Origin of the sequence: Methylobacterium mesophilicum SR1.6/6, assembly GCF_000364445.2 — a bacterium.
In the GTDB taxonomy this organism is placed as follows: domain Bacteria; phylum Pseudomonadota; class Alphaproteobacteria; order Rhizobiales; family Beijerinckiaceae; genus Methylobacterium; species Methylobacterium mesophilicum_A.
This window is the reverse complement of the sequence record NZ_CP043538.1, coordinates 1,787,485-1,813,602: the sequence shown is the minus strand read 5'-3', so window position 1 is coordinate 1,813,602 and position 26,118 is coordinate 1,787,485. Positions and strand designations below refer to the sequence as shown.

The following is a 26,118-nucleotide window of genomic DNA, read 5'->3' as shown; positions in this document are numbered from 1 at the left end:
GCGCGGGCCGCCAGTCCATGGCGAAACGCTCACGGCAAGGTGCTGAAGCCAGACCGGTAAGGCTCCGGTGGCAAGACGCATGCAATGGGGTCGGTGGCGGCCTGAGATTTTGACCACCGAGCGCAGCGCCTGCGATCAGGCATTCCGTGGGAAGTTCCATGCCGCCGCCGCTCGGCTCAAGGCCGAGCTTCGCGGGTCGACCACTGCCCGAGGGTACCGCGACCACTGATATCGCCGGTGCCCATCATGGGCACGGAACCACCGAGACTTCCCATGTCCACGCTCATCCGCGCCGGCCTCTCGCTCGGCGCCATCGCTGTCTTCGCCGGCCTTCCCCGGCTCGCCTCGACCGAGGCCGGATTGGCTGCAGGCCGCGTCGCCGTGGAGCAGCTGTCCGATAGTGCGGCTGGCCCCCTCAAGACGCAGATCGCATCCGACCTCGCCGGCGGCTCGACCCTGCCGCTCCTGGCTCTGCTCGCCGTCCTCGCCGTGATCTGGCTCGTACCCGCCCGGCGCGCGCCGCTCGCCGTCCTCCTCTTCGGGCTCGGCACCGCCGCCGCGCCCGAGCCGGCGGACGCCTACTTCAGCAAGTACGACTACGGCGAGTACATCGAGATCCTGCCCAACCAGTCGGCCTTCATGATCCCGGAGAGCGGAGACACGAAGACCACCCAGGCGCAGTTCGGTTCGGAGAAGTTCCTCTCCGAGAGCAAGGTCGCGGCCAAGCGCGTGCAGATCCCGCACACCAAGCTGCCGAACACCGGCACGCTGTCGGACTACTACGTGCCGGCCGCGCGCTTGATCATCGTCGACCGCACGCCGGTGTCGCGCGAGTGGACGACCTCGGCCAGCCGCGGAACGTCGAGTGCCGACCAAGGCTTCCGGTTCGAGACCGCCGACTCGATCGGGCTGTCGACCTCGGTGGTGATCTCCGCCTTCGTGAAGGAGGAGGACGCGGCCAAGTTCCTGTACTGGTTCGGCACCAAGCCGTCGGCCCAGGACACGGACGAGGCGCGTTTCGCCTCGGTGCTCTACGGCCGCTCGCTCGCGGAGGTGGTCGACGGCAACGTGCATCGCACCGTGCAGGCCGCGCTCGCGCGCGAATTCGGCCGCCGCTCGACCGATGACGCGATCCACCAGAAGGCCGAGATCATGGCCTCCGTCGAGAAGGCGGTGATCGACCAGTTCGCGCCGATGGGCGTCACCGTGACGACGCTGGGCTTTGCCGACGAGCTGAGCTTCGAGAACGCCGCGATCCAGGCGGCGATCGACGACACGTTCATGGCCAACAAGCGGGCGCAGTCGGCCCAGGCGCAGCTCGCCACGCTGCCGATCCAGGAGCGGATCCTCGACATGGAGATCCGCCGCTCGGACGCGCAGGCGCGACAGACGCTGGCCGGGCGCTGGAACGGCAGCGCCTCGGGCTTCCTGCCCTCCTGGGTCGTTATCCCGAGCGACGTCCTCGGCACGGTCCGCGGTTGGTTCGGAGGTGGCGAGACGAAGCCCGCGCTCTCGGCTGCTCCAGCGAAAGGCTAAGATCGGGCGACCACCGCGTCGTCGATGAGCGAGCGGTGATCACCGGTTCCTGCTGGCAGGATGGAGGGCGAGCTGCCGCGCTTCGGGTGAAGCGCGGCGTTCAAGCCGAGAAGCGCCCCCGCGCGGGACCGACTTGCGCAGGTTCAGCGATGGCCAGGGCGTCAGACGCCCAGGACAATATTCCTAAAATGCTCGTTCGCCTTCATGCGCGCGAGCGCGGCCGGCGTCTCCGCCAGCGTGTAGCGGCTGTCGATCGGCAGGCTGAAACCTCCGGTCGCGATCGCCTGCCACAGATCCGCGCGGATGCGCGCGGTGATGGAGCGCTGCTTCTCGATCGACCGGGTCGGTTGTCCGACTCCTTCGGTCCTGGCCGATCCTCTCAATCAGCCCGGTCCGAAGCCAGCCGGTCACGTCACATCGGTGCTTGAACAAACATACAACAGAATTAGGAAAACATTCGCTTGTCAGATCCTCGATCCATGAGATCGTCGTGTTATGACAAAGCCCATGTCCTTCAACGACGCTCGCAGCACCAAGGGTGAGGATGCTCAAGCAGCTCATCATCCCATCGTCGGATGGCCGGTGAAGTTGCTGATGCAGCTCGACCGTGCCGGCGCACGCGGCCTCATCGCGGACCTCATTCATGCCGGCGTGCTCACACGTCAGGCCGCCTATGTCGCCGTCGCCTGTGTGGATCTCGATGCTCCCTGCGCTTTCTTGGACCGTCTGAAGATCAACCGCGACGATGCCGAGGGTATTGGGATCGCTTTGCGCCAGCGTCGTGCCCGCGACGTCATCGCGGCGACGTTCGGTGTCATTCCCTCGGATGTACCTGCCGGTTATCTGCGCGCGCTCGCGCGGATCGAGGAATCCGGCGCGAAAGCCCCCGGCGTCGACGCCTTCGCCCGCGCGGATACCTACCGGATCCTGTTTGAGCTGCTGCGCGACGATCGACATGGACGTCGAGCGAACGCGCTGCGCTACAGCAGCAAAATGCGCTCCGACGTCGTCGATGCCGCCTTGGCGCTGGATCCAGTCCTGGCTTGGCCGGAAATACTCAATTCGACTGGTACGCCACAGCGGGTCGCAGCCGCCAACGCCATGCTTGCGACGATTAGGGCATGCCTATCGACGAGCGACGAGGCTGAACTCGTCGCCACTATGCGCCGGTCGTTAGGGCAATCCGGGGGCGTTCTGTCCAGCTTCGCAGGAAAAGTGCTCGAACGCGCCGATTGTTTGCCAACCCCAATACCAGCGGCCGAAGGGATCAGACCGCTGAGAACCGGCGAGGCGTACGTCGAACTTGGTAAGCGGTTCCGCAATTGTGCCGCTACCAAGATCCCTGAGGTAGCGCTCGGCTTGCTCTGCGTCGTCGAGGTTGTTCACAAAGCTGCGGACGGGACAGAAACGCCGACTGCCGTAAGCTGCACCCCTCTTGTCGACGGACGCTGGATGGTCAGCGAGGTCGGCACCTACAGGAATCGACGGCCGCCGACTGTCGTTATGCGCGATGTGCTCAAGCGCTTACAAGCTTTGGGGGTAATCATCCCGGGCCCGCATCTCAATGGACCTTATCGCGCAGATCTCGGTGAGTTGATGGGGGTGTACAGGTTTCGAGCCCTCGATGACGCGCTTCATCCTCATGGTGACGTCGAAGACGGTATCCTCGCTGGTTTGGAAGATTGGGAGCGGGCCTAATGGAGAGTTCGGCGCATCATCGAGCCGCTCCTGTGAAGATCATCCGCGATCGTCGCGGTGTCATTCTCGGCCGAATCGAGCAGCAAGCTTCGGTCGGAAAACTCGTCGCCAGGAATGCACAAGGACGCTTGGTCGGGACCTTCGATCCACGCGAGCACATGACGCGAGACAGCCGCGGGCTCATCGTCGCTCGCGGCGACATCTTAGCCGCGCTGCTGGTCCGTTGACGACGCTCAACCCTATAGCGGCCTTCGTTCTGGAGACGTCAGGCTGGCAGCCTTGTGTCTGGTTGGCCATTGCGATCGTCGTTGTGCTCGCAGGTCTGCCGCTGCCGATCGCCGGGATCACCCTATGGATCACGGCCATGGCGTGCATGTCCATGATGAAGCCCCTCGCCCGCATGCTCGACGAGCAGCATTCGGCTCGGCAACAGTTGGAGGCTGAACGTCGCAGTTACATCACGCATTTCGCGCGGCAGGAGGCGCAAATCGTTGAGCTTGAGGCTGATCTTGAGCGCGCCCGTACCGTTTCCGGAAGCCGTCGAGAAGCCGAAATTGACGCGATCTACCGGCGCGTCGGGCTACATCCGCAAGCCCCTGAGTTTTTGATCACGGCTGCGCGGAGAGCTTTCCGGTCTGCCCTGCATCCCGATCGACATCCACGGCATCGCGAGGCGGCGCACGATCGCTACCTTGAGGCGGAGAGGACATTCGATCTGATCGGAGAGCTTTGACGTTTCGCCCCAAAACGCTGATCAGCGCGTGCAGACGATCATAGGCCACAGGACATCAGGCGGGCCAATAAGTAATTTTCAGTCAATCCGATAATATCTTACGCGTATCACTCAGTTAATTCACATGCGTTGAGTTGTTGAAGTTACTGAACTTCGCAATGCCACGAGCAGCGCGACGGCGAGCATTGAATCCATGATGTCGAGGCTAAGATGTAAATCATTAGTCCGCTTCGAAGATCTGATCGTTAGTATACGGACGGTCGGCGTGGTCCAGGTAAAAGGCTCAAAATGACCATTCTCAGACCTTCAGAAGGTCCGTTTACTGGAGGTCTTATCGAACTGGAATGACCGAAGGTGGCCGAAAGCGGAACGTCCGCTTCGGAGCTTAGAGTCTGAAAATGCGGATGGGCTTCTGGCGGCCCATGGAAGCAGTAGGTACGGCAGTCAGCGCACTGCGAAAGGCTGAGCATTGCCTTGGGCCGATGAGCGAGCCTTGAATATTCGGATGTAAGTATAATTTTTATTAGACTGAATTTGCGAGGCATCCATTGGATGCCGATATGATATCTCGGGCAGATCATACCTGATGTGATGCGGTTGGGCTGTTATGTCCGCACTTCCGCCCGCGTCAGGCTGCGTTACGTTTTCGGTGACGGTGACACCGAAGGCGGCACGACACCTATCCCCGCCCTCCAGGTACTGCCGAGAGAAGCGCCCGCGTGTAGGCATGCTCGGCCGAGCGGAAGAGATCGCCCGTCGCCTTCAGTTCGACGATCCGACCTCGATGCATGACGGCGATGCGATCGCTGACCTGCGCCGCGACCCGAAGGTCGTGCGTGACGAACAGGATCGCGAGGCCGAGCCTCTCTTGGAGTTCCTGCAGGAGGCCTAAAATCGTCGCCTGGACCGAGACGTCGAGTGCGGAGACCGGTTCGTCCGCGACCAAGATCTCCGGCTTCGAGGCCAAAGCCCGCGCGATGCCGATCCGCTGACGTTGCCCTCCCGAGAATTCGTGGGGATATCGATCCGCGACCTCCCTCCTTAGGCCGACGAGCTCGAGCAGATCACCTGCGTCCGACATAGCTTCGCGCCTTGGCGTACCTTGGGCGATGGGTCCGTCCGCGATGGTCCGTCCGATCGTGCGCCGTGGATCGAGCGAGGCGAACGGATCCTGGAACACCATCTGAATGCGCCGCCGTATCGGTCGGAAGCGCGATTGCGACAGGCCGTCGACAGACGTCCCACCGATCCGGATCGAGCCGCCGTCGGGTTCGGTCAAACGCACGAGACATCTGCCGACAGTGGACTTGCCCGAACCGGACTCCCCGACGAGGCCGAGGGTCTCGCCGGGTTGGATCTCGAAGGAGACCGCCTCCGCAGCCGTAACGGCCTCGCCCGCGCTCAGCAGAGGCCGCGAGCGATAGGTCTTGCGGAGGCCCGCGACGGCGATGGCTGGGATTCCGGGCGCGATTCTCCGCGGAATTGGCGGCTCGAGCGACGGGAGTGCCGCGAGCAGCTTCCGCGTGTAGTCGTGGGCGGGTGCGGAAAGCACGTCTACCGCCCTACCCGCCTCCACGAGCCTGCCGTTCTGCAACACGGCGACCCGGTCGGCCACCTCCGCGACCACGCCGAAATCATGGGTGATGAAGAGAACCGCGGTACCGTGACGCCTCCTCAAGGCGTCTAGCAATTTCAGAATCTGGGCCTGCGTGGTCACGTCCAACGCGGTCGTCGGCTCGTCGGCGACGATCAGCTTCGGCTCGAGCGCCAAGGCCATGGCGATCACCACACGTTGCCGCTGGCCGCCGGACAGCTGGTGCGGGTACCGCGCAGCCATGGCTTGCGGATCCGGCAGTCCGACCTCCCCAAGCAGTTCCAGCGTCCGCCGCCGGCGTCCCAGGGCATCGTGGACGTCGTGGGCCTCGAACACCTCGGCGATCTGGTCCCCGATTCTCAGGACGGGGTTCAAGGACGTCATGGGCTCTTGGAAGATCATGCCGATATCCCGCCCGCGCATTTTGCGCATGTCGCGGTCCGAAAGCCCGACGAGTTCCCGACCGTCCAGGCGTATCGATCCCGATACTGGGCGCACTTTGGACGGCAGCAGCCCGATCGCCGCCAGCGCGGTCATGGATTTGCCGGAGCCGGATTCGCCCACGACGCAGAGCGTCTCCCCCCGCTCTATCGACAGCGACACACCTTCGATCGCGAATGTGCGATCGGCACCCGGAGGCAGAGCGAGGCTGAGCTTCTCGATCTCGAGTATCGGCGGCATCCGGGATCCAGTGGAAATTCGCCCGTTGCGGGCGGTACGGTCGATGCCGGGACGATCGTCCGGCGCGGAGCGTCAGGCGGCTCGACCGACGTCGTCGTCCGGATGCACGATCCTGAACCGGGCATCCCCGTCGCGTTCGATCTGCCCGACGAGACCGACCTCCCAGGACAGGTACTCGCGCATGTGCGCCTCCTGGTCCGTCGTCCAATCGTAGGGCTTGTACCAGACGTCCTCGCCGATCCCGATCACGCGGTCCTCCGACCCATCCTCCAGCGGCAGCTCCGCGGCGATCCAGGCGGCCGTACCGCCAAGCAGGACCCGAACCTCGCGACCTGAGTCGGCGAGGTCCTCCGCCGCTAAGGTTGCGAGCACACCGTCGCGCGACGCGAGGACGATCGCGGCTTCGGCCGGCACCCTCCCGAGAAGTTCAGAGAACCGGCGGCGGGTCGCGAACCATGCGCCGGGGATGTGGCGCTTCCGGAATTGAAGACTGTTGTCGACGTCGATCACCACGGCGGCGTCCCGGCCGAGGAGATCGTGCAGCGTGTGCGGGTCCACCCAGGCCGGGTCCGTACCGCGCCCGGGCTGTACGCGCAGCGGCTCCGGTCCGATCTCGAGTTCTCCTGTTCCCAGGCCGTCGAGAACGTGGACTTCCGGCCAGCCCAGCTGCACCAGCCAGGACGCCGTCATGGGAGCGCGGACGCCCTCCCGGTCGACAAGGACGATGCGGGCGTTCAAGGTACCGACGTACAAATCGGTCGACTGGACGAGCTGCCCGCCGGGTGCCGAGCGCGAGCCAGGCAAATGGCCGGAGGCGTATTCCTCCGGGCTGCGGACGTCGAGCACGAACAGAGAGCGCCGATCGGCTTCGTCCCGGAACCGCGCGAGATCGGCATGGGTGATGGTCGTGACGCCGGCCCGCGTCGCAAAGGCCTGCGCCTGGGTCTGGGACCGGGCGAGCGCTTCGGCCGAGGGCGGAGGCGCGACGCGCGTCTCGCCATGGGCCAGGGGAAGGCCGGCGAGGTGCCAGCCCATGGTGCCGTCTTTGAGCGCCACCACGCGGTTGCGGACGCCCGCATTGATCAGCGACTGCGCGCCTATGATCGAACGGGTGCGGCCCGCGCAGTTGACGACGACCAGAGTCTCGGGAGAACGGACGACCTCGTTCACGCGGTGAACCAGCTCGGCACCCGGGCAGTCCAGGCCGCCCGGGATGGACATGACCCGGAACTCCTCGATCGGGCGGCTGTCCAGGACGACGAGGTCCGTCCCCTGCTCGCGCAGCGCCTTGATGTCCTGGGCCTCCAGACGCGGCGTACCGAGCTCGTGCTCGACGATCTCGCCGAAGGCCTTGCTGGGAACGTGGACGCCCGAGAACAGCTCGTAGCCCGCATCCCGCCACGCCGCGATGCCACCGCGCAGCACCGACACATCCCGATATCCCCAGCCTGCGAGCTTCCCGGCCGCCCGGTGGACGAGATCCTCCCCCTCGTCCGTCAGGATGATCCGGGCCGAGCGTCTCGGGACAAGCCGGTCGACGACCAGTTCAAGGCGCGAGAGCGGTGCTGGAGCGGCGAAGAGGAGGTGCGCACGCGCGAACACGCCTTCGTCGCGCACGTCGAGTAGCGCGAGTTCCCGCCCGTCGCGGATGGCCGCCTTGACCTCCTGCGGGCTGAGGCGGGGCACCGCGGCCGAAGGCGCGGCGCCGTCTCCTCTTGCGGACGGGCGTCCATCGAAGGCGTCGATCCGTTCATCCATGCGAGGCTCCCACGCGTCGGAAGGTGTCTGGTCGGTCGGCGGCGGACCGAAGTCAGAGGCGCAGCCCGGCCTGTTTTAGGAGTGGCAGCACGGCCTCGCCGAAGAATGCGAGGTCAGGAGCGAAGTCGAAGAAGGTGAGCTGCGCGCCGTCGATCCCGGTCGCCTTGAGAGCGACGAGCTTCTCGACGACCTGCTCGGGCGATCCGATGATCTGCACGTTGCCGCCGAGAACGCGGTGGTCGGCCCGATGATTGGTCCAGGCGCGGCTGTCGCCGGCCGCGTGATGGGCGACGAAGTTCCGCACGGCATCGGCGTCGGCGTGCGCGAGGATAGCGGCGTGATAGTCCCGCGCCTCCTTCTCGGTCGGACGGCAGACGATCATCGGGTTGATGATCGTCCGGATCTCGCGGCCGACCGCCCGCGCCTGGGCCTTCAGTGCACCGATATGATCGGGCAATGCTGGAATGGCGGCGTCGATGTCGGCGCCGGCCGGGCTCGTCACGAAGGCGAGGTCGGAATGGGCCGCCGCGTAGGCGAAGCCGGCCGGCGAGCCGGTCGCGTTGACCAGGATCGGTCGTCCGTAGGCCGGCTTCGGCGTCACGTAGGCCTCTTCCAGCCGCCAGTAGCGACCGTCGACCGTCACGTTCTCGGACGCGCCCCAGAGCCGCTCCAGCATGCCGGCGAACTCGGCCGAACGCATGTAGCGCTCGTCGTGCTCGATCTGAGTCATGCCGAACATCCTCGGCTCGCGCGGCGCGTAACCGGTGACGACGTTGAGGCCGAACCGACCCTTCGAGATGTGGTCGAGGCTGGCGGCGAACTTCGCCAGATGCAGCGGGTGCCAGGGGCCGTACAGGATGTGGATCGTCGAGATCAGGAGGATCCTGGAGGTGACCGAACTGAGGGCGGCCACCGTGACGAATGGATCGAGCGTGGTCTCGCGATAGCGCAACTCGCCGCCGTACCCGCCCTTGCCGATCCATTGAGCGAGACCGAAGACGAGGTCGAAGCCGAGTTCCTCGGCCTTGCGCGTCAGCGCGACGTTGTAGTCGAAGCTCCAATCGGTCGTGCGTGGCAGCGTCGAGGGCGACCATCCTCCGTTCTGGATGGGCAGGAAGAGACCCAGCAGGAACGGCTGCCTCAGTACCTGGGCAAGCGGGCTGTCGGGGAAATCCGCCGGCGACCGGGCACGGATGCCGACGTCTTCGAGCCCCTCGCTCGAATCGGAATGGAGGGTGACGGCGCTCATGGACACTCTCCTTCGAGTGACGCGGACCGGGGTCCGCGTTCAGACGTTCCCGGCACGCGGATTGAAGACGTCGTTGAGACCGTCGGCGAGGAGGTTCAGCGAGAGCACGACGGCCGTGATGGCGAGGCCCGGAAGCGCTGTCATGTACCAGGCCGTCCGCATGGCCTCGCGCCCGGCGCCGATCATGCTCCCCCAGGAGATCTCGTTTGGATCCCCAAGCCCGAGAAAGGCCAGCGCCGCCTCGGTCAGGATGGCGGAGGCCACCAGGATGGAGCCGGTCACGACGATCTGGGGCAACGCGTTCGGCAGGATGTGGCCGGCCACGATGCGCAGATGCCCTTCGCCGACCGACACCGCGGCCTGGACGAACTCGCTGTCCCGGAGGCGCAGCGTCTCGGCTCTGACGATCCGGGCGATCTGCGGCCAGGATGCGATCCCGATGCCACAGGCGATCGAGCCGACGCTCGGCGACAGAACCGTCACGACGACCACCGCGAGGATCAGGGGCGGCATGGTCTGGAAGACTTCGGTGAGCCGCGAGATCAGGCCGTCAGTCCAGCCCCCGAAGTAGCCGGCCAGCACGCCCAGCGATACGCCGAGGATCGTGGACAATGCGGCAGCCGCGAACCCGACCGCGAGCGAGACGCGGGCGGCGTAGACCAGCCCGACGAGGATGTCCCGACCGAGCATGTCCGTGCCGAGCGGGTGGAGCCTGTCGGTGAGCGGCCACGTGTAAGGGCGCCCGACCATGTCGAGCGGGTCGGCGTCGAAGATCGCTCCCGCAAAGACCGCTGCCAGCGCCGCGGCGATCAGCACCGCGCCGCCGAACGCGGCCGACCGGTTGCGGAGGAGGCGTCGGAGGACACTGGACGACGGCTGCTGGGCGCGTTTGCGACCGGACAGGAGGGTCGCGATCCGCGTGGCCTTGGTGAGCGGAACCACGGTCATCGGACCTCGATCCTCGGATCGAGCACCGAGTAGAGCAGGTCGGTGCAGAGATTGGAGACGACGACGAGGCAGGACGAGAAGAGCAGCACGCCCAGGAGCAGGTTGAGGTCCCTTTGGAATACGGCGTCGAAGGCGAGCCGCCCCATCCCGGGCCATGCGAACACGGTCTCGATCACCACCGATCCAGACAGCAGTGTGCCGAACTGGAGCCCGGTCATCGTCACGATCGGCAGGAGCGCGTTCCGCAGGACGTGACGCGACATGACCTTGCGGGGAGCGAGCCCCTTCGCGCGCGCGGTCCGGACGAAGTCGAGCTCGCGCACCTCCAGCACCGCCGAGCGGGTCATTCGCGCGTAGATCGCCACGTAGAAGACCGCGAGGCTGAAGACCGGCAGCACCAGATGCCGCGCGACGTCGAGCAGATACGGCAGCCCGGTCCGGCCCGCGTCGACGTCGGTCATGCCGCCGGCCGGAAGCCACCGGAGATGGACCGAGAACAGGACGATCAGCATCAGGCCGATCCAGAACAGCGGTGTCGCGAAGCCGACCGTCGAGATCGCGGAGATCAGGGCGTCGGGCCAGCGCCCGCGCCAGCGTGCACCGATCGTGCCGAGCGCCACGCCCCCGACGAGGGCCACGGCGAGGCTCGAGAGCATCAGCAGCGCCGTGTTCGGAAGGCGCGAGAGTATGAGGTCAAGAACGGTCGTCGAATTCCGGAAAGAGTAGCCCAGATCCAGATGTGCGAGCCGCGACAGATAGTGGAGGAACTGCGTCCAGACCGGCTGATCGAGGCCGTAGAGCTGGCGCAGCATCGCCATGTATTCCGGCGTCGCTGCACCGGCCTCGCCCGCCATCGTGTCCACGAGATCGCCCGGGGCCAAGCGGAGGAAGAAGAAGTTGAGGACGGCGATCGCGATCACCGTCGGTACTGCCTGCAGGCACCGCAGGCCAAGGTAGCGGAGGGCGCGGCTCGTGCCGGCGACGGGAAGCGGCTCCGACATGGTCAGACGCTCGTCGAGACGGTCTTGAACGACTGGTAGCCGCCGAACGGCGCGAAGCTGATGCCGTCGAGGTTCTTCGCGTACACGCGGAAGAACTTGAGTTCGAGCAGGTTGATGGACGGCAGCTTCTCCTGCGCGACGGACTGGAAGCGGCGGATGAGCGCGTTCCGCTCCGACGGATCGCCCGCGACCTGGATCGCCTCGATCACTTGGTCGAGATCAGGATCGGCGACCTGTGAGGCGTTGGACGAGGGCGTGCCCTTCTTGATCGCTTGGCTCCAGTACCGCCGCTGCACGCCGATCTGCGGATCCGGGTAGGCCGAGTACCAAGCGGAGTGCGTGTCGAAGTCGTAGTCGGTGAAGATCACGCGAAGGTAGGTGGGCAGGTCGAAGGTCCTGACTCGCAACTCGACGCCGATCCGTTTGAGCGCCTGCCGGTAGAATTCCGCGGCCCGTATGTAGTCGTCGCCGTAGGCGCACGGCACATGGTCGATGCGCAGACGCACGCCGCCCGGTCCACGTTTGAGGCCGGCCTCGTCGAGAAGAGCCTCGGCCTTCTTCGGGTCGAACGCGTACTGTGGCGTATCGGGGTTGTAGAAGGCCTTCTGGTAGCTCGGGATCGGGCCGGTCGCCGGCTCGGCCAGCCCGTACCAGATCGTCCGGGCGAGCGCCGTGCGGTCGAGGGCGTGCGCGAACGCCTGCCGTACCCGGATGTCGTCGAACGGCTTCCGGCGCATGTTGAAGTCGAAGAAGTACATCGGGGCGGAGCCCTCGAAGCCGCGCGTCTCGACGGTCAGGTCGGCCGAACCGCGCAGCCGCTCGGTGTCGGCGAGGGACACCGGGTTCATGGCCCCGTACTGTGCCTCGCCGGCCTCCAGGGTCGCGGTGCGGGAGCCGGCGTCCCGGATGGTGCGGAAGACGATCCGGTCCAGGAGCGGACGCCCCTTGTCCCAGTAGTTCGGGTTGCGCTCGAGCACGATCCTGTCGCCGCGGATCCATTCCTTGAAGACGAACGCGCCCGTCCCGATCGGCTTCGCTGTCCAGGGATTGGCGATTGGGTTCGTGCCTTCGTAGAGGTGGCGCGGCAGGATCTGGGTCTCGGTTCCCTCAAGCGCCGCCCAGACCACCGGCGACGGGCGCGAGAAGCGGAAGACGGCCGTGTGGGGATCCGGCGTCTCGACCGCCTTGAGGTTCGCGAAGACGGCGTTGCCGCGCGGGTGCGTCTTCTTGGTGACCTCAATCAGCGAGTACTGGACGTCGGCCGACGTGAACGGCTTCCCGTCGTGCCAGGAGACGTCCTTCCGCAGGCGAAAGGTGATCGACAGGCCGTCCCGAGACGTCTCCCAGCTTTCGGCGAGTTGCGGACGAGGGGTGAAGGTCTCGTCGAGAACGACAAGCCCGTCGAAGATGTTGGAGGACACGGCCACTGCCGGTGCCGAGATCGATATGCCGGCGACCAGACCCGCCGGCTCCGGATCGAGCACGACGACGAGCGTGCCGCCTGGCTTCGCGACGTCGCCTGCGCGCGCGCCTCGGGACAGACCGGCCGCGGCCAATCCCGCGGTTCCGGCGGCCAAGAGCGAGCGCCTGGTCGGAAGCCATACGAAAGGACGATGCATCGCGTGCCTCTTAGAAGAAGCCGGAGCGCGGCAATGCGATGCCGTTGACCAGATGGTCTCCGATCACGCGGGCCTTGAGCGCCTTCGGATTGTGGGATGCGAGCGTGCGGACGTTGCGCCAGTGCCGGTCGAGATTCTTCGTCCTCTGGGTCGCAGAGGCGCCCCCGACGTCGAAGAGCCGCGAACCGGCGCGCAGCGCGAGGTCGTCGATCACGACCTTGGCCTGAGCGGCCGCAAGTGAAGCGTGCTCGGCCAGATCGCCTTCGTCGACACCGGCAGCTCTGACGGCATCGACGCGGTCCAGGACATCCGCGGCGGCAAGGACGATCGCCTCCGCGGCGAACGCCGAGCTGGCCAGCTCCCCTATCGCGTTCTGCAGAAGCGCGTCGTCCGGCGGCTTGTCCGGGGAATAGTAGAACGGACGGGTACGGCCGGACACCAACGCAATGGCGTCCCGCAGGATGCTGCGCAAGATGCCGGCTTCGATGGCGGTCAGGTACAGTTGCGGAAGTGTGGCGGAATAGGCGACGCCGAACCCGGAACCGGCACCATCGATGACGACCTCGTCGGCTTCCACCCGCACGTCGGTCAGGATCGTGGTGCCGCTGCCTGTTAGGCGCTGCCCAGTGCCGTCCCAATCGTCGAGCCGTTCGACGCCGGTTCGGTCGGTCGGAATGATGGCGGAGGCGAGGCTGCCGTCGGGCGTCGACGCTCTCACCTGGACAAGATCTGCGTAGAGCGTACCCGTGCTATAGTACTTGCGCCCATTCAACCGGTAGGCAATGCCGTCACGGGTCAATTTCGTGGACATCGGAGCGCCGCCGATGGTGGCACTTTCGAGTTCTGTGTTGGCCAGTCCGACCACCGCGCCGTCGACGACTAAGCGCTGCCATTGGCGCTCCTGATCAGTGCATGGCCGGCGTGCGAAACGCTCGACAAAAGTGAAGTGGTTCCGGAATATGTGGGCCACGTTCGGGTCGGCGTCGCCCAAAGCGATTACTAATCCCAGCAGTTCACGGAAAGTCGCGCTTTGCCCTCCGTCTTCGCGCCCTATTCGCAGTGCTCCGAAGCGCGCCGTCCGCAGCAGATCGAGCTGCTCAAGTGGATGGGTGCGCTCCAGCTCCCGCAGGGATGCATGTTGTCCGACCTCGAGGAATACCTGCTTCAGGCCAGACAGCCGATCATTTTCTGCATATGAGGAGAGCGATCGCTCGGACTGTGATTGCAATGAAGTCATCTGCTGCATGAATCGCGGCGCAGCAAAACACGCAGCGAAAATTCATCGCTGCCTTCAGAGCTGTCGACCGTTTTAATCCGTAGACAAAAGATGATCTTCGATTGCCACATTGTCGAGGGAATTTTATTCCTTAAATATGATCCAGGAGGGGCTCGCTAACTATAGATCGGCGAATTTGGCGTTGATCAATTTCCATTTGCCGATATTAAAAGCGCGAGGCGATATCTCACTGGCGGTCTGAGGTGCGCGCTCCTCAACCAAGTCGGCCTCGGAGGTGGCATCCCAGCAACCTATCCAGTGGTTAGCGCCAGCACGTGGCGATCGCCCGGGCTCTGGCCGCCGAGCTCGCTCTGATCGTCTGCGACGAGCCAGTGTCGGCCCTGGACATCGGCATCCAGAAACAGATCCTTGATCTGCCGGCCGATCTTCAGGGCCGGCTCGGCACCGCCCTGCCGTCCCTCTCTCGCACTGGAGCGTGGTTCAGCACCTCGCCGATCGAGTGCTCGTGTTCCAGGATGGCCGGATCGTCGGGTAGGGCAGCATCGTCGATGTTTTTGGAAGTGGGGGGCCTGAGGGCTAGCCTGCAACATCTGGGTGCGGCTTCACTGCCCGCGGAAGTACCGTCAGCGGACGACGCCCCAACGACGCACCGTCACCCGCTCCAGGGTGGCAAAAACGATGTTTTCGACGAAGAGACCGATCAAGATGACGACGAGCAGGCCGGCGAAGACCCGGTCCGTGTAGAGCTCATTGCGGTTCTGGTAGATGTACCAGCCGAGGCCGCCCTTGCCGGAGGCCGCGCCGAACACCAGCTCGGCGGCGATCAGGGTGCGCCACGCGAAGGCCCAGCCGATCTTGAGGCCCGACAGGATCGCCGGCAGCGCCGCCGGGATCAGGATCTGCCAGACGTAGGCGAGCCCGGTGAGCCCGTAGTTCCGGCCCGCCATGCGCAGGGTCTCGGGCACGCCCTGGAAGCCGGCGAAGGTGTTGAGCGCCAGCGGCCACAGGACCGCGTGGACCAGCACGAAGACAAGGCTGCCGTTGCCGAGCCCGAACCAGAGCAGGGCCAGCGGCAGCAGCGCGATGGCCGGGAGCGGGTTGAACATCGCGGTCAGGGTCGAGAGCAGGTCGCGGCCGAACTGCGTCGAGACGGCCAGCGTCGTCAGCCCGAAGGCGAGGAGGGCGCCGATTGCGTAGCCCTGCGCCAGAACGGCCAGGGAGATCCGCACGCGCTCGATTAGCTCGCCGTCGGCCAGCCCCTCGGCCAGGGCCGACAGGGTAGCGGTGACGCCCGGCAGCAGGAGGTCGTTGTCCTTGAACCGCGCCAGGCCCTCCCAGGCCACGGCCAGGATCGCGAGGATCAGCGCCTTGCGCAGCCAACCCTGCTCCCAGAGGCGCACGCCGATCGGCAGGGCGCGGCTGACGGGAGCCTCCACGAAGGGCGGCAGAATCCGGTCGACCTCCGGTCGGATCGGCGGCACCGTCCGTGCTGTCGTGGCGAAAGCGGTCATGCGGCGCTCCCGTCGGCCTCGAACAGACGCTCGTGCAAGCGCCGGGCAGCAGCCTGGAACTCAGGGCTCCCGAGGCTCGTCAGGTCGAAGGCGTGGCTGTTGATCTCGCTGCGGACCTGCCCCGGATGGGGTGAGAGCAACGCCACCCGGTTCCCGACGACGAGCGCCTCCTCGATGGAGTGGGTCACGAACAGCAGGGTGAAGCGGATCTCGTCCCAGAGGGTCAGCAGCTCCTCCTGCATTCGGCGCCGGGTCAGCGCGTCGAGCGCCGCGAAGGGCTCATCCATCAGAAGCACCCGGGGCTGCATGGCCAGCGCCCGGGCGATGGCCGCGCGCTGCTTCATACCCCCCGAGAGCTGGTGCGGGTAGCTGTTGGCGAAGGACGTCAGGCCGACCTTGTCGATGGCGTGGCGCGCCCGCTCCGCCGCCTCGCGCCGGCCGAGGCGACGGGAGGCGCGCAGCGGGAACGCCACGTTCTGCAGCACGGTCTTCCAGGGCGGCAGCTGGTCGAATTCCTGGAACACGACAATGCGGTCCGGCCCCGGTCCCCGGACGGGCATTCCGTCGAGGGTGATCTCACCCTCCACCGGCGGGATGAACCCCGCTACCGCCTTGAGCAGGGTGGACTTGCCGCAGCCCGAGGGGCCGAGCAGCACGAAGCGGTCGGCCTCGTAGACGTCTAGGTCGATGCGGTGCGCGGCGCGCACGACTCGCGCCGAGGTGCGGTATTCGAGGCTGACGCCCGAGATGCGCAGGAGCGGGTCTGGCCACTGGGCCGAGGCATCGGGCGGCCCGTTCCAGACCGCGGCCTCCGGCTCCGGCGGCACAGTGAAGACGCTCGTTTCCGTGAGGGTCATGCGCCTGCTTAGCTGCCGGCGGCGGTGCGGGGACTGGCGAAAAAGTAATCCGACAGGCTCTTCGGCTCCGCCTTGATCGCGCCGACCCGGTGCATGAACTGGCCGAGGCCGAGGGTGTTCTGCGGCTCGATCTTGAAGCTGACCTGCGGGTTCTTGATGACCTTGAGGAGCAGCTCGCGATCGAGCTTGCTGTTCGTCGCCTTGATGTAGATATCGGCCGCCTTCTCGGGGTTGGCCGTGACGAACTTGGCCGCCTCGTCCAGCGCGTCGACGAAGGCCGCGTAGGTCTTCGGGCTCTCCTTGTAGAAGCGCTCGGTCGCGTACAGCACGGTCGAGGAGGAGGGCCCGCCCTGGACGTCGTAGGAGTTCAGGACGATGTGGGCGTTCGGATTCTCGGCGAGTTCCTGATCCTGGAAGGGCGGGTTGGCGAAGTGGCCGGTGACCTCGGTCCCGCCCTTGACGATCGCGGCGGTCGCCTCGGGATGCGGGACGGCGACGCTGATCTTGTCGAGCTTGGCGAAGTCCTTGTCGCCCCAGAGCTTGGCGGAGGCCCATTGCAGGATGCGCGACTGGACCGACACGCCGACCGCCGGCACGGCGATGCGGTCGACGTCCGTGAAGTCCGCGATGGTCTTCACCTCCGGCCGGTTGCTGACGAGGTAGTAGGGAAAGTTGCCGAGGGAGGCGACGCCCTTCACGCCCTGCCGGCCGCGGGTCCGGTCCCACAGGGTGAAGAGCGGCCCGACGCCGGCCCCGCCGATATCGACCGAGCCGGAGAGCAGCGCGTCGTTGACGGCCGAGCCGCCGGAGAGCTGGACGTACTCCACTGCGATGTCGAGGCCCGCGTCCTTGCCGTGCTTCTCGACAAGCTTCTGGTCCTCGATCACGTTCAGCAGCAGGTAGACGACGCCGAACTGCTTGGCGATGCGCAGCCGGCCTTCCGCCGCCGCAGCCTGACCCAAGGTCATGCCGGCAAGCGCCATACTCCCTGCCAGGACGGCAAAGTGCCTGCGTGAGAGCGCACTGCGTCGCTTGTCGAACATGTCCACCCGTTGCCGTGCGAGAGATGCGGTCAGGCGCGCTGTCGCGCATCCGTAAAAACTGTCGGCAACATAGTCGAAGTTCAACAAGAACGTCCTTTTATATTGAGACTTGGCGAAAGATTTTAATGCTTTCATAGTCGGAAATATTAGAAACATTCCCACCGCCTCCTGCCGGCGAGGGCGCAACAATGCTCCTCTTCGATGGAGGGTCCGCCATCTGAGCAGACTCGCGTGCGACGGGGGGGCATCGCCGTTCCCGTAGCGCCGCGGCCTCGTCCGGCGCGTCCCTGCGCGATCATCTCGGACTGGAGAGGTCCGCGGTTATTGCGCCTCCACGACGGCCGTGGGCTCGGCTTGAGGACTTGCGAAACATCGCACCGGGAAGCTCAAATATCATTCTTCAGATCGATCCGAGAACAAATCTCTAGGAGCAGGCAAAAAATGCGATAATATATACTCTTGATATCTAAATGGATTGCGAAGTAGGTAGAACACAGGGACATCAAGAACTTCATCTGAATAGCGTGCACCGTGCCTCAGATCTCCCGTCGCGTATTCATGTCCGGTGCGTTGGCTTTGAGCATGGGGCCGGCCCGCGCCACGACGGCTCCTCTGCGGGTCGTGGCCTCCTCCGTGCCGCATGCGGAGATCCTCGACTTCGTTGCCGAGAAGCTCGCGTCCGACCTGCCACTCAAAACCACCGAGATCTCGGGCGATCTCCGGCCGAACGCCCTGCTGCGTGACGGTGATGCCGACGCCAACTTCTTTCAGCACGTGCCGTTCCTCCGCACGGAGGAGGCGGCGATGGGCCTGCGCTTCGCCGTCGTGGCGGCGGTGCATATCGAGCCCCTGGGACTGTACAGCCGCCGCACCAAGTCGCTCGCCGACTTGCCGGCCGGTGGAGTCGTCTCCCTGTCGAACAGCGTCTCCAACACAAGCCGAGGCCTATCGCTGCTTCAGGCGAACGGCCTGATCCGCCTGCGGTTGAGAGAGCCGGGCGTGAATGCGAGCTTGGACGACGTCATCGAGAACCCGAAGAACTTCCGCTTCGTCGAGATCGCGCCGCCGCAATTGCCGCGCTCTCTGGATGACGTGACGCTCGCGGTGATCAACGGCAATTACGCGCTGGAGGCGGGACTGGAACCCGCGCGGGATGCGCTGGCCCTCGAGCACGCCGAAGGCAACCCGTACGCGAACGTCCTCGTCACGACCGAGGCTCTGGCGAAGGATCCCCGCGTGCAGCGCCTCGCCACGCTGCTGACCTCGTCCGACGTCGCCGCGTTCATCCGCAGCCGCTATCGCGGCTCGGTGATCCCCGTCCGCAATTCATGACCATCCACGATCCCGGGACGATGGCCGGTCGGTGCGAGCGCCGCTCACGCCGATGCGCCGTCGGCTTGGCCAAGCCGGCGCCGAACCATCGACTCCTCGGCGTCCAAGCCCGGCGCGGCCCGACCCTCGTACCACCGCAGGAGGCCACACCGTGACCACGACAAGACGCCGCGTCGCTGCCCTGCTCGGATCGCTGGCAGCCGGCCTCTGCCTCGGGGCCGGAGCCCTGGCGCAGGATGCCGCGAAGGAATTCCGGGTCGGCTACCAGAAGGTCGGCCTCATCGTCGTGGCCCGGCAGCAGGGTGTGATCGAGAAGCGGCTCGCGCCGCAAGGCGTCGCCGTCCGATGGGTCGAGTTTCAGGCCGGTCCGCCCCTGTTGGAGGCGCTCAACGCGGGCGGGGATCGACTTCGGCTACACCGGCGACGCACCGCCGATCTTCTCGCAGGCGGCCGGGGGCAACCTCGTCTACGTGGGGGCGGCGGCGCCGACCCGCGATGGCGAGGCCATCCTGGTGAAGGCGAATTCGCCGATCCGCTCGGTCGCGGACCTCAAGGGCAAGACCGTCGCCGTGGGGCGCGGGACGAGCAGCCACAACCTCCTCATCGCCGCCCTTGAGAAGGCTGGCCTGAGCTTCTCCGACATCAAGCCGGCCTACCTCCTCCCCTCCGACGCCGGCTCAGCCTTCGCGAACGACAGCGTCGATGCCTGGGTGATCTGGGATCCCTACCTCGCCCTGGCGCAGTCCCGCGGCGAGACGCGCGTGCTCGCGACCACGGGGCAGACACACGACGTCTCGTCCTTCTTCCTCGCCAACCGGACGTTCGCGGAGAAGCACCCTGGTCTCGTAGCCGGCGCGCTTTCGGGCCTGTCCGAGGCGGCGGGCTGGGCACGCGAGCATCGCGACGCGGTCGCGCAGGCGCTCGCCTCCGTGACCGGCGTTCCCTATCCCGTCCAGAAGGTCGCCGCCGACCGGACGGAGTTCGCCGTCCGTCCGCTTTCAGACGAGATCCTGACTGCCCAACAGACCACCGCCGACCGCTTCTCCCGGCTCGGGCTGATCCCCCGCTCCATCAAAGTGCGGGACATCGTGTGGACCCCTCCGCGGACGTGAGGGACGCCAGCGCCACCCCGTCGCGTCGCGGGGCCAGGATCGGCGGTGATCCGGCGGGTGCCGGTGAAGCACACGGTGATGTTCGTGCGCGACCAGACCCTGGAGCAGGCGCAGTCCGTTCGATGCGTCAGGGCGAGGGCTGCGTAAAGAAGCGATTGGCCGGCCGTGGCAGGCCGAGATGGTCGCGGAGCGTGGCGCCGTCGTACGCGTGCCGGAAGAGCCCCCGCCGCTGCAATTCCGGCACGAGACGGTCGACCACGTCGTCGAGCCCTTCCGGTACGAAGGGGAACATGACGTTGAAGCCGTCGCAGGCGCGCGTCTCCAGCCATTCCTCCATCTGATCCGCGACCTGAGCCGGCGTCCCTAAAAGATGCAGGCCGCCGTAGCCGCCGACCTTGCGGGCGAGATCCCGCACCGTGGCGCTGGTCCGGCGTGCGTAGTCGACGATCTGGGCCTGCCCGCTCTTGCTCGCATTGGTCTCGGGGAGTTCGGGCAGCGGTGCGTCGAGGTCGAAGCCGGAGGCGTCGACCCCGAGCCGAACCGACAGGTTGGCGAGCCCGCTATCGGGGTGGACGAGGTCGTCGAGCCGCGCCCGCTTGGCTTTCGCCTCCTCCAGCGTGTCGCCGAGGATCACGACCGCGCCCGGCAGGATCTTGAGGTGGTCGGGGTCCCGTCCCAGGGCAGGCATCCGGCCTTTCAGATCCGCGTAGAACGTCCGCGCGGCCTCGATGGAGGAGCTTGCCGCGAAGACCATCTCGGCGGTCTCGGCCGCGATCTGCTTTCCCGCCTCGGAGGCGCCGGCCTGGACGATGACCGGCCATCCCTGAACCGGCCGCGCGATGTTGAGTGGTCCCTTCACCTTGAGGAAATCGCCCCGGTGATCGAGGACGTGCATCTTCTCGGGATCGAAGAACAGGCCGCTCTCGGGGTCCATCACGAAGGCGTCGTCGGCCCAGGAATCCCACAGGCCCGTCACCACGTCGAAGAAATCGCGGGCGCGGGCGTAGCGCACGGCGTGCTCGACATGGGCCTCGCGGCCGAAATTGTGCGCCTCGTCCGGGTTGCCGGAGGTGACGAGGTTCCAGCCGGCGCGTCCCTGCGAGATGTGGTCGAGCGAGGCGAACTTGCGCGCGACATGATAGGGCTCGTTGTAGGTCGTGGACGCGGTGGCGATGAGGCCGATGCGCTCGGTCAACACCGCCAGCGCGGGCAGCAGGGTCAGCGGATCGAACGAGGTGACGGTCGCCGAGCGGCGCAGGGCCGCCATCGGCATGTTCATCACGGCGAGGTGGTCGGCCATGAAGAACGCGTCGAACTTCGCGGCCTCCAGGCGCTGCGCGAAGTGCGCCAGATGCGCGAAGTTGAAGTTCGCATCCGGATAGCCGCCGGGATAGCGCCACCACGCGGTGTGGATGCCGACGGGGCGCATGAAGGCGCCGAGATGCAATTGGCGAGTGCGGCTCATCAGCTGCGCCTCCAACTCCTCACACGGAGCGGCGTCACCCTTCGGGCCGGCGCCCTTGAGCAGAACCCCGGCAGGTCCCGGCCGATCCCGAGCACGTGACGCACGCCGATCGGCCAGCACGGCGGCGAGGCTGATACCTGCGGATCGTCAGGGCGCCGGCGAACGATCACTGGACGGCTGCGGTGGCCGGCCCGAAGCTCGGGTCGAGGATCGCCTCGGCGCGCGGCGCCCGCGCCTTCGGGATGAGGCCGGCCCGGACGTAAAGGTCGATGTTGCGCTGCTCGTCGGCGATCACCGTGCCGTCGATGGGCACGGCGCGATAGGGCGGCCCGGCCGAACCAGCGGAGCGGCACGGCCTCCGGCAGGCCGATCAGCTTCGACCACACCGCCGCGTAGGGGGCCGGGTCCTTCAGGGCCCAGTCCCGCGCCCGGGTGAGGCGCTGCGCGAAGTCGACCAGCGACCGCCGCTTGCCCGCGATCGCGCTGTCGCTCGCCACGGCGAAGGTGAGGCCCGGCGTGATGCCGTTGCCGTCGCGCACGACCCGCACCAGCCCGGCAAGCTCGGCCGTCGAGGTGTAGGGCTCCCAGGTGGCCCAGGCATCCACCGCGCCCGAGGTCAGAGCCAGCTTGGCATCCGCCGGGGGCAGGAAGCTGAAATTCACGCTGTCGAAGGGCAACCCGGCCTCCTCCAGGGCGGCCAGCACGACCTGATGTCCGATCGAGCCTCGGTTGGTGGCGATGCGCTTGCCCTTGAGATCCGGCACGGAGCGGAGGGCCGAGTCCTTCGTCACCAGGATCGCCAGCCCATCCTGCCTGTTGCGGAAGGCGGCGATCGCCTTGACCGGCACGCCCGCCGCCGCCGCGAAGGTGAAGGGCGCGTCTCCGACCCCTCCCGCGTCGATCGCCCCCGCATTGAGGGCTTCGAGGAGCGGCGCAGCGGCCGGGAACTCGCTCCATTCGAGCCGGTAGGGCAGGCCTTCGAGGACACCGGCCGCTTCCATCAGGGCGCGCGCATTGCCGCGCTGGTCGCCGACGCGAAGTACCTCCTGCGCCTGGGCGAGACCCGATATCGGGGGCGCGAGGAAGGCGAGCAGGGCGAGGACGAAAGCGCGCATCAGGCTGCCTCCACCCTCGGGCCGCGATGCGCAAGGGCGGTCTTGAAGGCCGGCAGCAGGTCGCGGCCGTACTGGATCGCGTCCTCCAGAGGATCGAAGCCGCGGATCAGGAAGGTCCGCACGCCGAGGTCGTGATAGTCGAGCAGCGCGTCGGCCACCTGCTCCGGCGTGCCGACGAGAGCCGTGGAGTTGCCCTGGGCACCCGTCTCGGCGGCGATGGCCGTGAACAGGCGCTTGTCGAGGCGCGAGCCCGTCGCGGCAGCGGCGAGCAGGCGCCGCGAACCCTCGTTCTGCGGGGTGGCGGCCGGCCCGAGCCCCTTCGCAGCCCGCACCGCGCGTGTCCGTGCCAGGATCTCCTCTGCCCGCGCCCAGGCTGCCTCCTCGGTCGCCGCCAGGATCGGCCGGACGGAGAGGCTGAAGCGCGGCCTGCGTCCGTGACGGGCGGCCATCTCTTGCACGCGCCCGATTAGCTCCCGCACCTGGGCCTGCGTCTCGCCCCACAAAGCGTAGGTGTCGGCATGCCGGCCCGCGACCTCCAAGGCCGCCGCCGATGCCCCGCCGAAATAGACCGGGATGCCATCGACGGGCTTCACCTCGGAGAAGCCGCGATCGACCGTGTAGTACGTGCCGGCATAATCGAACGGCGCCGTCGAGGACCAGCTCTGCCGGACGATGTCGAGGAATTCTCTTGTGCGCGCGTAGCGCTCGTCCTTGGTGAGGTGGTCGCCGTCCTGGGCGAGTTCCCGGCCGTCGCCGCCGGTGATGACGTGGATGGCGACGCGCCCGCCGGACAGCTGATCTAGGGTCGCGAATTGGCGCGCGGCCACCGTCGGCGCCGTGAAGCCGGGGCGGTGGGCGATCATCAGCCCGAGCCGTTGGGTGTCAGCGGCGATCTGCGCTGCAAGCAGCACGGAGTCTGGTGTTGTCGAATGGAAGGCGACGAGAACCCGGTCGAACCCGCCCCATTCGTGCGCCTGGGCGAGCAGACGAAGATAGCCGCGGTCGATGGCGGGACCCGTGGCCGGATGGATCTCCGACGCGTGCCGCGGGGCGACGTAGCCGATGAATTCGACGGCCTCTTGGGACAACAGGCTCATGGAGTAAATCCCTTCAAAGAGGTTAGGCGCCCAGCGCGGCCTTGCCGGCGGTGGTGTGGACGGCGTCGGCCTGAGGCCAATGAATGCGGGCGCAGAGCACATCGCGCAGGTGGCGCTCCAGCGGGTTCGCCCGCGAGAGGCCGGCATTGCCGCACAATTCCGCGGCGCGCTGCACGGCAGCGATGGCTCCTTCCGTCACCGACAGCTTTACGAAGCCAGCCTCCCGCGGCACCGGGGGATGCCCTGCATCGACCTCTGCGGCGAGACCGGTGATGAGGCGCGCGTTGACGGCGAGCAGGCGCTCGTTCTCGCCGACCGCTTCCTGGAAGCGCGGCAGGCTCGCGAGCGGCGCCCCGAGGCTGCCCGGCACGCGCTCGCGCAGGTAGCGGACGAACCAATCCTGCGCCGCCCTCGCGACCCCGTCGTAAAGTGCCGACAAGAGAGTGCAGCTCCAGGCCTGCTGCCACGGGTCGGGCCGCCATTCGCCCGGAGCGCGCAGATCCACGGCGTAATCGGCGGGGATCCACACGTCTCTGAGCACCACGTCGTGGCTGCCAGAAGCGCGCAATCCCAGATGGTCCCAGCTTTCCTCGACCCGCACGCCCGGCGCGTCAAAGGGAACGAGAACGTTTCCCGTGCGCGGGTGAGCCTCGTCGGTGCGGACGAAGACGACACCGTAGGCCAAGCCGGGTGCACCCGTCGCATAGATCTTGCGGCCGGCGATGCGCCAGCCCTTGCCGTCCCGGCTCGCAACAGTCGCTGGCAGGCCGCCCCGCGAGGGTGTCCCGAGCTCCGGCTCGACCCGCAGGGCGTTGATCAGAGCCCCCGCGGCGACGGCCTCCTCGCCCACCTTGTCCGCGACCCCGCGGGACCAGGCCGAGTCAGGCCTATGGATCAGGGCGTGCTGGAGAAGCTGCATCGACAGGACAAGTGCCGTCGCTGGATCACTGCGGCCGATGGCGCCCACCACCTCGGCAGCGCGTAAGAGCCCAGATCCACTGCCCCCGAGGCGCCGCGGCACCGTGAGCCCGAGAAGCCCAGCCTCGCGCAGGTCGGCGATGCTGTCGTGCGGGAAGGATCCCGTCCGGTCGTACCCGACGGCCCGTCCCGATAAGGTCTCGGTGAGGGCACGGGCTATGTCGGCTGGCGGGACGGCGACAGTCATGGATCATGATCGTCCACCCCGCGGCGTCGTGGGTCAACGAAAGCTTATTCCGTTTATCTCGAGCTCTAGAAGACAAATTCGTCTATCCGCGGCAAAGATGGAAAAAGCGTTTCGTTGACTTGGCGTTCGCACCATCGAATAGTTTGCGGGCCGGCTCGACAGAGGGTCGGCTCTCTCGAAATACGAGGATGTGGGCGCCGACTGGCCGCAGGGCCGGGTCGATGACGCTCGCCTCGTTGCCCTGCGCCGTGTGCGCAAAGGAGATCTGTCGGCATGAGCGACGAGCCCTCACGTCCGGGCGGCCTACCCTCGCGTCGCCTGCTGCTGCGGGCCGGCGCGGCCGCAGCAGCGATGCCCTTCGGCCTTGGGCTCGGTACCGGGCGCGCGTGGGCGCCGGGTCCATCCGCGCTCTTCGATCCCGGCCCGCTCTGCCAGCCGGCGGCCGCCGAAGGTCCGTCCGGTCCGCTGAGGCCGATCAAGCTTGCCTGGAACGCCTCGGCCATTTGCACCGCGGCCGCGCCGCTCGCCAAGGAGCGGGGCATCTTCGCCAAGCACGGCCTCGACGTCGAGTTCGTGAATTTCGGCGGCTCGACCGAGGCGCTGCTGGAGGCCATCGCCACCGGCAAGGCCGATGCCGGCATTGGCATGGCGCTGCGCTGGCTGAAGCCCCTGGAGCAGGGCTTCGACGTGAAGATCACGGCCGGACTGCACGGGGGCTGTCTCCGCCTCCTGGGCTCGAAGGCTGCCGGGATCACCGAGATCAGCGCCCTCAAGGGCAAGACCATCGCTATCAGCGATCAGGCAAGCCCGGCCAAGAACTTCTTCGGCCTCGTCCTCGCCAAGGCCGGAATCGATCCGGAGAACGGCGTCGAATGGCGGCAGTATCCAGCCGACCTCCTGAACCTCGCGGTCGAGAAGGGCGAAGCGCAGGCGCTGGCCGATTCCGATCCGCGGACCTGGATCTGGCTGAAGGACCCGCGCTTCGCTGAGGTCTCGACCAACCTCGCCGGCGAATACGCCACGCGCACCTGCTGCGTCGTCGCGGTCCGCGGCAGCCTGATCCGCAACGATCGGGCGGTCGCCACCGCCCTCACACGAGCCATCCTGGAGGGTGGCCACGCCGTCCACGGGGATCCGGAAGCCGCCGCGCAGGCCTTCTCGGGCTACGGCGGCAAAGGCTCGATTGCGGATCTTGCCGCGATGCTGCGCAGTCAGCAACACGGCGACAGCCCCGTCGGGGCGAGCCTCAAGCAGCAGCTCGCACTCTACGGCGACGAGTTGAAGCAGGTGAACGTCCTCAAGCGCTCGACCGATTCGGCAAAATTCGCCGAGCGGATCTACGCCGACGTCCTGAGCTGAAGAGAAAC

20 protein-coding genes and 2 pseudogenes are annotated in these 26,118 nt (G+C 66.7%); 7 read left to right on the top strand and 15 right to left on the bottom strand.

The window, feature by feature from the left end:
• Positions 1–273: 273 nt before the first annotated feature.
• On the top strand, positions 274–1,536 hold the full coding sequence (locus tag MMSR116_RS08475; protein WP_010685605.1) for an SPFH domain-containing protein: 1,263 nt from the start codon (positions 274–276) through the stop codon (positions 1,534–1,536).
• A 161-nt stretch (positions 1,537–1,697) separates the two neighbouring features.
• On the opposite strand, the gene MMSR116_RS08470 is transcribed toward MMSR116_RS08475, so the two are convergent.
• Positions 1,698–1,919, bottom strand: a complete 222-nt coding sequence (locus MMSR116_RS08470; RefSeq protein WP_010685606.1) for a hypothetical protein — start codon at positions 1,917–1,919, stop codon at positions 1,698–1,700.
• Positions 1,920–2,043: 124 nt separating this feature from the next.
• On the opposite strand from MMSR116_RS08470, the gene MMSR116_RS08465 reads away from it, so the two are divergent.
• Genes MMSR116_RS08465 through MMSR116_RS08455 form a run of 3 tightly spaced genes read left to right on the top strand, consistent with a single transcriptional unit; the run spans position 2,044 to position 3,967 of the window.
• Positions 2,044–3,234, top strand: coding sequence for a hypothetical protein (locus MMSR116_RS08465; protein ID WP_010685607.1), 1,191 nt, complete (start codon positions 2,044–2,046; stop codon positions 3,232–3,234).
• Between the two features lie 32 nt (positions 3,235–3,266).
• Complete coding sequence (locus tag MMSR116_RS08460) at positions 3,267–3,461, top strand: hypothetical protein (RefSeq protein ID WP_244625627.1); 195 nt, start codon at positions 3,267–3,269, stop codon at positions 3,459–3,461.
• On the top strand, positions 3,458–3,967 hold the full coding sequence (locus MMSR116_RS08455) for a hypothetical protein (protein WP_158168635.1): 510 nt from the start codon (positions 3,458–3,460) through the stop codon (positions 3,965–3,967). The genes MMSR116_RS08460 and MMSR116_RS08455 overlap by 4 nt, the downstream gene beginning before the upstream one ends.
• Before the next feature lie 679 nt (positions 3,968–4,646).
• On the opposite strand, the gene MMSR116_RS08450 is transcribed toward MMSR116_RS08455, so the two are convergent.
• The 10 genes from MMSR116_RS08450 to MMSR116_RS08405 all read right to left on the bottom strand — a co-directional run bounded on the left by MMSR116_RS08450 (position 4,647) and on the right by MMSR116_RS08405 (position 17,465).
• Complete coding sequence (locus MMSR116_RS08450) at positions 4,647–6,242, bottom strand: ABC transporter ATP-binding protein (protein ID WP_010685610.1); 1,596 nt, start codon at positions 6,240–6,242, stop codon at positions 4,647–4,649.
• Between the two features lie 72 nt (positions 6,243–6,314).
• Positions 6,315–8,000, bottom strand: a complete 1,686-nt coding sequence (locus MMSR116_RS08445; protein WP_010685611.1) for a rhodanese-like domain-containing protein — start codon at positions 7,998–8,000, stop codon at positions 6,315–6,317.
• 52 nt (positions 8,001–8,052) lie between these two features.
• On the bottom strand, positions 8,053–9,249 hold the full coding sequence (locus tag MMSR116_RS08440; RefSeq protein ID WP_010685612.1) for an LLM class flavin-dependent oxidoreductase: 1,197 nt from the start codon (positions 9,247–9,249) through the stop codon (positions 8,053–8,055).
• Between the two features lie 39 nt (positions 9,250–9,288).
• Entirely contained in the window at positions 9,289–10,197 is a 909-nt protein-coding gene (locus tag MMSR116_RS08435) for an ABC transporter permease (RefSeq protein WP_010685613.1), read from the bottom strand.
• On the bottom strand, positions 10,194–11,198 hold the full coding sequence (locus tag MMSR116_RS08430; protein WP_010685614.1) for an ABC transporter permease: 1,005 nt from the start codon (positions 11,196–11,198) through the stop codon (positions 10,194–10,196). Before MMSR116_RS08430 ends, MMSR116_RS08435 begins: the two co-directional genes overlap by 4 nt.
• Positions 11,199–11,200: 2 nt before the next feature.
• Positions 11,201–12,775: an ABC transporter substrate-binding protein gene (locus MMSR116_RS08425; protein WP_202882067.1), complete on the bottom strand. Its 1,575-nt coding sequence runs from the start codon at positions 12,773–12,775 to the stop codon at positions 11,201–11,203.
• Between the two features lie 52 nt (positions 12,776–12,827).
• Positions 12,828–14,063: an acyl-CoA dehydrogenase gene (locus tag MMSR116_RS08420; protein ID WP_106428299.1), complete on the bottom strand. Its 1,236-nt coding sequence runs from the start codon at positions 14,061–14,063 to the stop codon at positions 12,828–12,830.
• A gap of 614 nt (positions 14,064–14,677) precedes the next feature.
• The gene (locus MMSR116_RS08415) at positions 14,678–15,565 is read right to left on the bottom strand and encodes an ABC transporter permease (protein WP_010685617.1); all 888 of its coding nucleotides are present in this window, start codon (positions 15,563–15,565) and stop codon (positions 14,678–14,680) included.
• Positions 15,562–16,422 (bottom strand): ABC transporter ATP-binding protein, encoded by an 861-nt coding sequence (locus tag MMSR116_RS08410; RefSeq protein ID WP_083920279.1) that lies wholly within the window; start codon positions 16,420–16,422, stop codon positions 15,562–15,564. The genes MMSR116_RS08415 and MMSR116_RS08410 overlap by 4 nt, the downstream gene beginning before the upstream one ends.
• An 8-nt stretch (positions 16,423–16,430) precedes the next feature.
• On the bottom strand, positions 16,431–17,465 hold the full coding sequence (locus tag MMSR116_RS08405) for an ABC transporter substrate-binding protein (RefSeq protein WP_039894077.1): 1,035 nt from the start codon (positions 17,463–17,465) through the stop codon (positions 16,431–16,433).
• Between the two features lie 558 nt (positions 17,466–18,023).
• Here MMSR116_RS08405 and MMSR116_RS08400 point away from each other — a divergent pair.
• Both MMSR116_RS08400 and MMSR116_RS08395 read left to right on the top strand, forming a co-directional pair.
• Positions 18,024–18,797, top strand: coding sequence for a MetQ/NlpA family ABC transporter substrate-binding protein (locus MMSR116_RS08400; RefSeq protein ID WP_010685621.1), 774 nt, complete (start codon positions 18,024–18,026; stop codon positions 18,795–18,797).
• Positions 18,798–18,948: 151 nt separating this feature from the next.
• Positions 18,949–19,909, top strand: a pseudogene (locus MMSR116_RS08395) (sulfonate ABC transporter substrate-binding protein).
• A gap of 127 nt (positions 19,910–20,036) precedes the next feature.
• Here MMSR116_RS08395 and MMSR116_RS08390 read toward each other — a convergent pair.
• The 4 genes and pseudogenes from MMSR116_RS08390 to MMSR116_RS08375 form a co-directional block, all read right to left on the bottom strand.
• The gene (locus MMSR116_RS08390; protein WP_010685623.1) at positions 20,037–21,374 is read right to left on the bottom strand and encodes an LLM class flavin-dependent oxidoreductase; all 1,338 of its coding nucleotides are present in this window, start codon (positions 21,372–21,374) and stop codon (positions 20,037–20,039) included.
• 166 nt (positions 21,375–21,540) lie between these two features.
• A pseudogene (locus tag MMSR116_RS08385) lies at positions 21,541–22,489 on the bottom strand (ABC transporter substrate-binding protein).
• On the bottom strand, positions 22,489–23,586 hold the full coding sequence (locus MMSR116_RS08380) for an LLM class flavin-dependent oxidoreductase (protein ID WP_010685625.1): 1,098 nt from the start codon (positions 23,584–23,586) through the stop codon (positions 22,489–22,491). The pseudogene MMSR116_RS08385 and the gene MMSR116_RS08380 overlap by 1 nt, the downstream one beginning before the upstream one ends.
• A gap of 22 nt (positions 23,587–23,608) precedes the next feature.
• Positions 23,609–24,751, bottom strand: a complete 1,143-nt coding sequence (locus MMSR116_RS08375; RefSeq protein ID WP_010685626.1) for an acyl-CoA dehydrogenase family protein — start codon at positions 24,749–24,751, stop codon at positions 23,609–23,611.
• 273 nt (positions 24,752–25,024) lie between these two features.
• Between MMSR116_RS08375 and MMSR116_RS08370 the strand changes: the two genes are divergently transcribed.
• Positions 25,025–26,110: an ABC transporter substrate-binding protein gene (locus tag MMSR116_RS08370; protein ID WP_010685627.1), complete on the top strand. Its 1,086-nt coding sequence runs from the start codon at positions 25,025–25,027 to the stop codon at positions 26,108–26,110.
• Positions 26,111–26,118: the final 8 nt, after the last annotated feature.